General features: G+C 70.7%; 8 protein-coding genes. 7 read left to right on the top strand and 1 reads right to left on the bottom strand.

The window, feature by feature from the left end; all coding sequences use genetic code 11:
- Window positions 1-313: 313 nt before the first annotated feature.
- Window positions 314-1,405 carry a UDP-N-acetylmuramate dehydrogenase gene (locus tag C569_RS0129140; protein ID WP_018789232.1) on the bottom strand — a complete coding sequence of 364 codons (1,092 nt, stop codon included), beginning with the start codon at window positions 1,403-1,405 and terminating at the stop codon, window positions 314-316.
- A gap of 70 nt (window positions 1,406-1,475) precedes the next feature.
- On the opposite strand from C569_RS0129140, the gene C569_RS0129135 reads away from it, so the two are divergent.
- From C569_RS0129135 to C569_RS0129105, 7 genes are all read left to right on the top strand, one after another.
- Window positions 1,476-2,231, top strand: a complete 756-nt coding sequence (locus tag C569_RS0129135; protein WP_018789231.1) for a maleylpyruvate isomerase family mycothiol-dependent enzyme — start codon at window positions 1,476-1,478, stop codon at window positions 2,229-2,231.
- 179 nt (window positions 2,232-2,410) lie between these two features.
- Window positions 2,411-3,715: an ABC transporter substrate-binding protein gene (locus C569_RS0129130; RefSeq protein ID WP_018789230.1), complete on the top strand. Its 1,305-nt coding sequence runs from the start codon at window positions 2,411-2,413 to the stop codon at window positions 3,713-3,715.
- 70 nt (window positions 3,716-3,785) lie between these two features.
- On the top strand, window positions 3,786-4,775 hold the full coding sequence (locus tag C569_RS0129125) for a carbohydrate ABC transporter permease (RefSeq protein WP_018789229.1): 990 nt from the start codon (window positions 3,786-3,788) through the stop codon (window positions 4,773-4,775).
- Window positions 4,772-5,605 (top strand): carbohydrate ABC transporter permease, encoded by an 834-nt coding sequence (locus C569_RS0129120; RefSeq protein WP_018789228.1) that lies wholly within the window; start codon window positions 4,772-4,774, stop codon window positions 5,603-5,605. The genes C569_RS0129125 and C569_RS0129120 overlap by 4 nt, the downstream gene beginning before the upstream one ends.
- A complete protein-coding gene (locus C569_RS0129115; RefSeq protein WP_018789227.1) occupies window positions 5,602-6,969 on the top strand; it encodes a GH1 family beta-glucosidase in 1,368 nt (455 codons plus the stop codon). Before C569_RS0129120 ends, C569_RS0129115 begins: the two co-directional genes overlap by 4 nt.
- Before the next feature lie 19 nt (window positions 6,970-6,988).
- A complete protein-coding gene (locus tag C569_RS0129110) occupies window positions 6,989-7,990 on the top strand; it encodes a LacI family DNA-binding transcriptional regulator (protein WP_018789226.1) in 1,002 nt (333 codons plus the stop codon).
- Between the two features lie 88 nt (window positions 7,991-8,078).
- Window positions 8,079-8,333: helix-turn-helix domain-containing protein (locus C569_RS0129105; RefSeq protein ID WP_026268794.1), on the top strand; the 255-nt coding region annotated here is incomplete at its 3' end.

Here is an 8,333-nt window from a genome sequence, read left to right as displayed (position 1 = left end):
GCCCGGTCCATCCTCGTGATCATCTGGCACCTACTCGCTGACCCGACGGCCCGCTACCACGACCTCGGCGCCGACTTCCACGACCGCCGGATCAACACCACCCGCAGGACCAACAGCCTCGTCCGACAACTCGAATCCCTCGGCCACACCGTCACCCTGCAACCCGCCACCTGACACCCCACACCCCAACCCCACCCGCGTCGACCCACCGACGCCGGGCCACCCCCGCGCGCCCAAAACCCACCGTGGTACAGGTCATTTACCGGTCAGATCGGCGGGGCGAGGGGGTCCGGGGGCGAGGGCGGGGGCGGGGTCAGATGGTGCAGTTGATGAGGACCGGCTCGGGGTGGAGGGTCACGCCGAAGCGGGACTGCACGCCGTCGCGGATCTCGCGGGCCAGCGCCACCAGCGCGGCCGTACTGGCGGCGCCGGAACGGTTCGTGAGCGCGAGCGTGTGCTTGCTGGAGATCGCGACACCCTCGGGGCCCGCGTACCCCTTGCCGAACCCGGCCTTGTCGATCAGCCACGCGGCGCTGACCTTCACCGTCCCGTCGGCGCCCGGCCAGTTCGGCGGCTGCCCCAGGTCGGCGGCTCGTTCCCGTACCTGCTCGAACACCTCGGCCGGCAGGACCGGGTTGGTGAAGAACGAACCCACCGACCAGGTGTCCGGGTCGGCCGCGTCCAGCACCATGCCCTTGCCGGCGCGCAGCCTGCGCACCGTGGCGCGGGCGTCGGCGAGCGGCACCCGGTCACCGACCTCGACCCCGAGTGCCCGGGCCAGCTCGGCGTAGCGGACCGGGCCGGAGCGCGGGGACCGGGTGAGCCGGAAGTCGACGGTGAGCACCACCCAGCGGTCGCTGTACTTGAAGATGCTGCCCCGGTAGACGAACCCGCAGTCGGCTGCGGTGATCCGCACCACCTCACGGCGGGTCCGGTCGTACGCCTCGACGGCGACGATCGTCTCGGCGACCTCCTGGCCGTACGCGCCGACGTTCTGGATCGGGGTGGCGCCGGCCGACCCGGGGATGCCGGAGAGGCACTCGAGCCCGGACCAGCCGCGCTCGACGGTGGCGGCGACGAGGTCGTCCCACGGCTCGCCGGCTTCGACGCGTACCGTGACGGTGTCGCCGTTCTCCGCGACGACCCGGAACCCCCGGGAGCGCACGAGCACGACGGTGCCGGGGAAGCCCTGATCGCCGATCACGACGTTGCTGCCGCCCGCCAGCACCAGCACGGACTGCTCCCGGGCTTCCGCTTCCTGCACTTTTAGTACGATCTGGGCGGCGTCGTCGGCGATCTCCAGCCGCCCGGCGGGGCCACCGAGGCGGAGTGTGGTGTAGCGCGCCAGGGTGGCCGGATCGGTCGGGTCACCGGCAGTAGCCGGTTCGGCGTAGACGTCTGACACGCCTTTCACCCTAGGCTGAGGGGTAGCCGGCGCACCCACTGGTGGCCCGGTCACCCCCGGGAGGATGGCGATGAGCAGACTGCACCACACGAAGGACTTCTGGATCGGCGCGCTGCGGACGGAGGGCCCCGCCTTCGCCGCGGCGGTGGCGGAGGCGCCGCCCGAGACACCCGTGCTGTCCTGTCCCGGCTGGACGGTCACCGACCTCGCTCATCACCTGACCCGCGCGTACGCCTGGGCGGGCACGGTGCTGACCGCGGGCATCGCGACCCGCCCGGAGCGGCACGACCCGGAGCCGCCCGCGGGCCTGACCGCGGCGCAGTGGTACGCGCAGGAGTACGAGCGGGTAAGCGCGTTGCTGGAGGCGACGGATCCGGAGGCGCCGGCGTGGAACTTCGCGCCGCAGCCGAAGAAGGCGGTCTTCTGGCCGCGCCGGCTGGCGCACGAGACGGCTGTGCACCGCTGGGACGCCCAGCTCGCGATCGGTGCGGGTGATCCGATCGAGGCGAAGCTCGCGGCCGACGGGGTGAGCGAGGTGCTGGACACCTGGCTGCCGGCGGGGCGGCGGACGCATCCGGGACAGTGGCGCGGCGTGGTGCAGCTGAACGCGACCGATGCCGCCCAGGAGTGGTACCTGCGGTTGCGGGGCGAGGGGGTCGCGCTGCTGGACACCGCGACGATCCTCGACCACGACGACCACCACGCGCGGGCGCAGGTGGCCGGCACGGCGAGCGATCTGTTGCTGGCGCTGATGGGCCGGATCAGCTTCGACACGCTGGACGTGGCGGGCGACCGGTCCCTGCTGGGCGGCCTGCGGGTCGGCTGAGGAGGGGCACCGGACGGAGGGGGGGCGGTCGTCGCCCCCCCTCCTTTCTTCTCGGATACCTCTGAGAGCGCTCTCTTGACAAGGTCCACGACCCTCCACCACGCTGTCGCGAGAGCGCTCTCTTAGTTCTGGCACCGCCTTCCACCACCCGTTTCGACGACCCGAGAGGTCAGGACAGCATGCTCACCTTCACGCGCCGCCGCCTGGCGGCGGTTGCAGTGGTCGCCGCCACCGCGTTGCTCGGCACCACCGCCTGCGGCGGCGGCGACGATGCCGCCGACGGGCCGATCACGCTCACCGTCGACGTCTTCGGCCAGTTCGGTTACGCAGATCTCTACCAGGAGTACATGACCGCCAACCCTGGCGTGAAGATCGTCGAGCGCGGCACGGGCGGCAACCTCGACGAGTACTCCCCCAAGCTCACCCAGTGGCTCGCCGCGGGCAAGGGCGCCGGCGACGTGGTCGCCATCGAGGAGGGCCTGCTCGTCGAGTACAAGGCCAACCCGCAGAACTTCGTCAACCTGCTCGACCACGGCGCGGCCGACCTGAAGGGCAACTTCCTCGACTGGAAGTGGAACCAGGGGCTCACCGCCGACGGCAAGCAGCTCATCGGCCTCGGCACCGACGTGGGCGGCATGGCGATGTGCTACCGGACCGACCTGTTCGCCAAGGCCGGCCTGCCCACCGACCGGGAGGCCGTGTCCAAGCTCTGGCCCACCTGGCAGGACTACATCAAGGTCGGCGAGCAGTTCACCGCGAAGAAGACCGGCGCCTCGTTCCTGGACGCCGCGACGAACACCTTCAACACGATCCTGCTCCAGACCGCCGGCAACAGCAGCGGCTACAGCTACTACGACACCGGCAACAACCTGGTCGTGGGCAGCAACCCGGCGGTGAAGCAGGCGTACGACACCACGATGGACATCATCGACTCCGGGCTGTCCGGCAAGTACGGCTCCTGGTCCGAGGAGTGGGTGTCGGCGTTCAAGCAGTCGAAGTTCGCCACCATCGCCTGCCCGGCCTGGATGACCGGCGTGATCGAGGGCAACGCCGGCGCGGGCGCCAAGGGCAAGTGGGACATCGCGCAGATCCCCGGCAACGGCGGCAACTGGGGTGGCTCGTTCCTCGCCGTGCCGAAGCAGAGCAAGCACCAGGCCGAGGCGATCGAGCTGGCCAAGTTCCTGACCAGCGCCAAGGGCCAGATCGGCGCGTTCAAGGCGAAGGGCCCGCTGCCGTCGTCCCCGCAGGCGCTGGACGACCCGGCGATCATGGACTCGAAGAACGCCTACTTCTCCGAGGCGCCGGTCGGGAAGATCTTCGCCGAGGGCGCCAAGAGCCTGAAGCCGGTCTACATGGGACCGAAGAACCAGGCCGTACGCACCGAGGTCGAGAACGCCGTCCGCAGCGTGGAACTGGGCAAGCGCTCCCCGGAGCAGGGCTGGAGCGACGCGGTCGCCAACGCCGAGAAGGCCGCCGCCAAGTAACCCGAGCAGCGCGTGCGGGCGGCCACCCGGCCACGGGGGCCGCCCGCACGGCGGAAAGGAGTCCCGGGTCATGGCCGTCCAGCTCGACGCCCGCCCGCCGGTCGCACCGGCACCCCGCCCTGCCCGTCCCGGCCTGGGCAACCGGCTCAGCCGGATCGACACCAAGTACTCGCCGTACCTGTTCATCGCCCCGTTCTTCCTGCTGTTCGGCGTCTTCGGGGCGTACCCGCTGGCATACACGTTCTGGGTCTCGCTGCACGACTGGGACCTGCTCGGCGCCGACCACCCGTTCATCGGCTTCGACAACTACACCCAGTTGCTCGCCGACCCGGACTTCTGGCACTCGGTGGTCAACACGCTGGGCATCTTCGTGATCTCCACGGTCCCCCAGCTGCTCGCCGCGCTCTGGCTGGCCAACCTGCTCAACCGGCAGCTGCGCGCCCGCACCACCTGGCGGATGGCGGTGCTGATCCCGAACGTCACCTCGACGGCCGCCGTGGCGATCGTGTTCGCGGTGCTGTTCGGCCGCGAGTTCGGCATGATCAACTGGCTGCTCGACCACGTCGGGATCAGCGCGATCGACTGGAAGGCGAACCGGTTCGCCGCCTGGGTCGCCATCTCCACCATGGTCGACTGGCGCTGGACCGGCTACAACGCGCTGATCTTCCTGGCCGCCATGCAGGCCATCCCCCGCGACCTGTACGAGTCGGCGGCGATCGACGGCGCCGGCCGGGCCCGGCAGTTCTGGTCCATCACGGTGCCGCTGCTCAAGCCGACGATCATCTTCGCGGTCATCATCTCCACCATCGGTGGCCTCCAGCTCTTCACCGAGCCGCGGATGTTCAACTCCGGCACCAACGCGATCCGCGGCGGGCCGCTGCGGGAGTCACAGACGGTGACCATGTACATGTTCGAGAACGCGTTCGCGCCGCACTACAACTTCGGCTACGGCTCCGCAGTCGCCTGGCTGCTGTTCGCGCTCATCGCCGTGGTCGCGGCGATAAACGTCCTGCTCCTGCGCCGACTCGGCGGCGGCTCCCGCAAGGAGGTCTCCCGATGACCCGCCTCTGGTCGGCCAACCGGCTCACCTACCTGGCGCTGACCCTCTCGGCCGTCCTGTCGATCTTCCCGATCTACTGGATGTTCGTGGTGGCCAGCCGGACCAGCGACACGATGGGCCAGGTGCCGCCGCCGCTCACCCCCGGTGGCAACCTCGGCGCCAACATCGCCCGGCTGTTCGACAACACCGACGCCTACTTCCTGACCGGCCTGATCAACTCGGCGATCGTGGCGACCACCGTCACGATCTCGGTGGTGTTCTTCTCCACGCTGGCCGGGTTCGCGTTCGCCAAGCTGCGCTTCCGCGGGCGCAACGCGCTGCTGCTGGTCATCGTCGCCACCATGATGGTCCCCACCCAGCTCGGCGTGATCCCGCTCTACCTGCTGATGACCAAGCTGAACTGGAACGACCGGCTGCCCGCCGTGATCGTGCCGGCGCTCGTCACCGGCTTCGGCGTGTTCATGATGCGCCAGTACGCGGGCCAGGCGGTCAGCACCGAACTGATCGAGGCGGCCCGGATGGACGGCTGCAACACCGCGCGGATCTACTGGAACGTGGTGCTGCCCGCGCTGCGCCCGGCCGCCGCCGTCCTCGGCCTGCTCACGTTCATGACCACCTGGAACGACTTCCTGTGGCCGTACGCGGTGCTGAACGACCCGGAGAACCCCACCGTGCAGCTGTCGCTGCGGGCCCTCTCCGACGGGTACTACCAGGACATGTCGCAGGTGTTCACCGGCACAGCCATCGCCACGCTGCCGCTGCTGCTGGTGTTCGTCGTCTTCGGCCGCCAGATCATCGGCGGCATCATGGAAGGTGCGGTCAAGGCATGAGCAACGTCCGATTCCCGGAGGGCTTCGTCTGGGGCGGGGCCACCGCCGCGTACCAGATCGAGGGCGCCGCCCGCGACGACGGTCGCGGCCCGTCGATCTGGGACACCTTCAGCCGTACGCCCGGAGCGGTGTTCGCCGGACACACCGGCGACGTGGCCTGCGACCACTACCACCGGTACGCCGAGGACGTCGCGATGATGGCCGAGCTGGGACTGCGGGCGTACCGGTTCTCGGTGTCCTGGCCCCGGGTACGGCCGGACGGCACCGGCCCGGTCGAGCCGCGCGGGCTCGACTTCTACGACCGGCTGACCGACGCGCTGCTGGACGCCGGCCTCGACCCGATCGTGACGCTCTACCACTGGGACCTGCCGCAGGCGCTGGAGGACCGGGGCGGCTGGACGGTCCGGGAGACCGCCGAACACTTCGCCGAGTACGCGCTCGCCGTGCACAGCCGCCTCGGCGACCGGGTGCGCACCTGGACCACGCTCAACGAGCCGTGGTGCTCGGCCTACCTCGGATACGGCTCCGGCGTGCACGCCCCGGGCCGGCGCGACGCCGGTGACGCGTTCCGGGCCGTACACCACCTGCTGCTCGGCCACGGCCTGGCGGCGCGGGCGTTGCGCGCGGCCGGCGCACAGACCGTCGGGATCACGCTCAACCTGGCCGACGTGCAGCCGGCGGACGCGGGCAGCGACGCCGACGCGGAGGCGGTCCGGCTCGTCGACGGCCTGCACAACCGGATCTTCCTGGACCCGCTCACCGGCGGCGGCTACCCGGCGGACGTGCTGGCCCACGTCGGCCGGATCGTCGCGCCCGACTTCATCAGGGACGGGGACGAGAAGCTGATCGCCGCGCCGCTGGACCTGCTCGGCCTGAACTACTACGCGCCCACCTACGTGGCCGGGCGGGCGGGCGGTGCCGGCGGCGACGCGTACCCGGGGACCGCCGGGACCGTCGAGTTCCTGCCGCCGGCCGGACCGCTGACCGAGATGGGCTGGTCGATCGAGCCGGCCGGGCTCACCCGGCTGCTGGAACGGGTGGCGGCCGACCACCCCGGACTGCCGCTGATGGTCACCGAGAACGGCGGGGCGTTCCCGGACACCGGCCTCGACGAGCACGGCGGGGTGGCCGACGCCGACCGGGTCGCGTACCTCGACGGGCACCTGCGCGCGGCGCACGAAGCCATCGCCCGCGGCGTGGACCTGCGCGGTTATCTCGTATGGTCGGTGCTGGACAACTTCGAATGGGCCGAGGGTTACCGGAAGCGGTTCGGGATCGTCCACGTCGACTACCTGACCCAGCGGCGCACACCCAAGCGCAGTGCCCGCTGGTACCAGGAGGTGATCGCCCGGAACGGGCTGTGACGAGATGGTGGGAACGGGGATGACACAGCGACCGACCCTGGAGGCGGTGGCCCGGCTGGCCGGCGTGTCCCGGGCCACCGTCTCCCGGGTGGTGAACGGCTCGACCACTGTCGCCGAGCCGATCCGGCAGGCGGTACGCCGGGCCGTCGAGGAACTCGGGTACGTCCCGAACCTGGCCGCCCGCAGCCTGGTCACCCAGCGGACCGACTCGGTCGCGCTGGTGCTGCCCGAGGCGGCCACCCGGGTGTTCTCCGACGACCAGGTGTTCCCGGGCATCATCCGGGGCGCGGCACAGGAACTGGAAGCGGCGGACAAGCAGCTCGTGCTGATGCTCGCCGGCTCGCCGGCCGGGCACGAACGGGTCGAGCGGTACACCACCGGGCGGCACGTCGACGGGGTGCTGTTCGCCTCGCTGCACGGCGAGGACCCGCTGCCCGGCCGGCTGGCCCGCCTCGGCATCCCGGTGGTGTGCAGCGGACGGCCACTGGACGGCGCCGACGTGCCGTACGTGGACGTCGACCACGAAGGCGGCGTGAGCACGGCGGTCCAGCACCTGATCGCCGGCGGGCGTCGCCGGATCGCCACCATCGCCGGACCGCAGGACATGGTCGCCGGGATCGAACGGCTGATCGGCTACCGCAGCGCGATCACCGAGGCCGGGCTGCCGGAGCTGGTCGCGTACGGCGACTTCACCCGGGAGTCCGGCACCGCCGTGATGCGTGAGCTGCTCGCCGCCGACCCGGACCTGGACGCCGTGTTCGCCGCCTCCGACCTGATGGCGCACGCCGCCCTGCGGACGCTGCGGGAGGCCGGTCGACGGGTGCCCGAGGACGTGGCGGTGATCGGGTTCGACGACATCGAGACGGCCGCGTACACCGAACCGCCGCTGACCACCGTGCGGCAGCCGATAGTCGAGCTGGGCCGGTCGATGACCCGGCAGCTGCTGCGCATCGCGGCGGGCGAGGAGGTCGAGCAGGCGCTGGTGCTGCCGACCGAGCTGATACTGCGCGAGTCCGCGTAAGGAAGGGCCCCCTCTTAACGCCTCAGGTAGAGGAGGGGGCCCCTTTTATTGACCCGTAACCCAAATATGCCGTTATCGTTGGTTATGTATGGGTGTGATGGTGCGTGATACGCGGTCGCTTTCCCCGGCGGCGCAGGAGGATCTGCGTCGCCGGGTGGTCGCGGCGGTGAAGGCGGGGATGAGTCAGGCCGCTGCGGCGAGGGCGTTTCAGGTGGCGCCCAAGACGGTGTGGCGGTGGGTGGATGCCTTCGACCGTAAGGGAAACCGGGCTTTGGATGCCCGTCGACGGGGACGCCGCGCGAACGAGCAGAAGGCGTTGACGGCGCGACAGCAGGCCCGGGTG

Source organism: Micromonospora sp. CNB394, from assembly GCF_000374985.1.
In the GTDB taxonomy this organism is placed as follows: domain Bacteria; phylum Actinomycetota; class Actinomycetes; order Mycobacteriales; family Micromonosporaceae; genus Micromonospora; species Micromonospora marina.
This window is presented reverse-complemented; position numbering and strand designations above follow the sequence as displayed.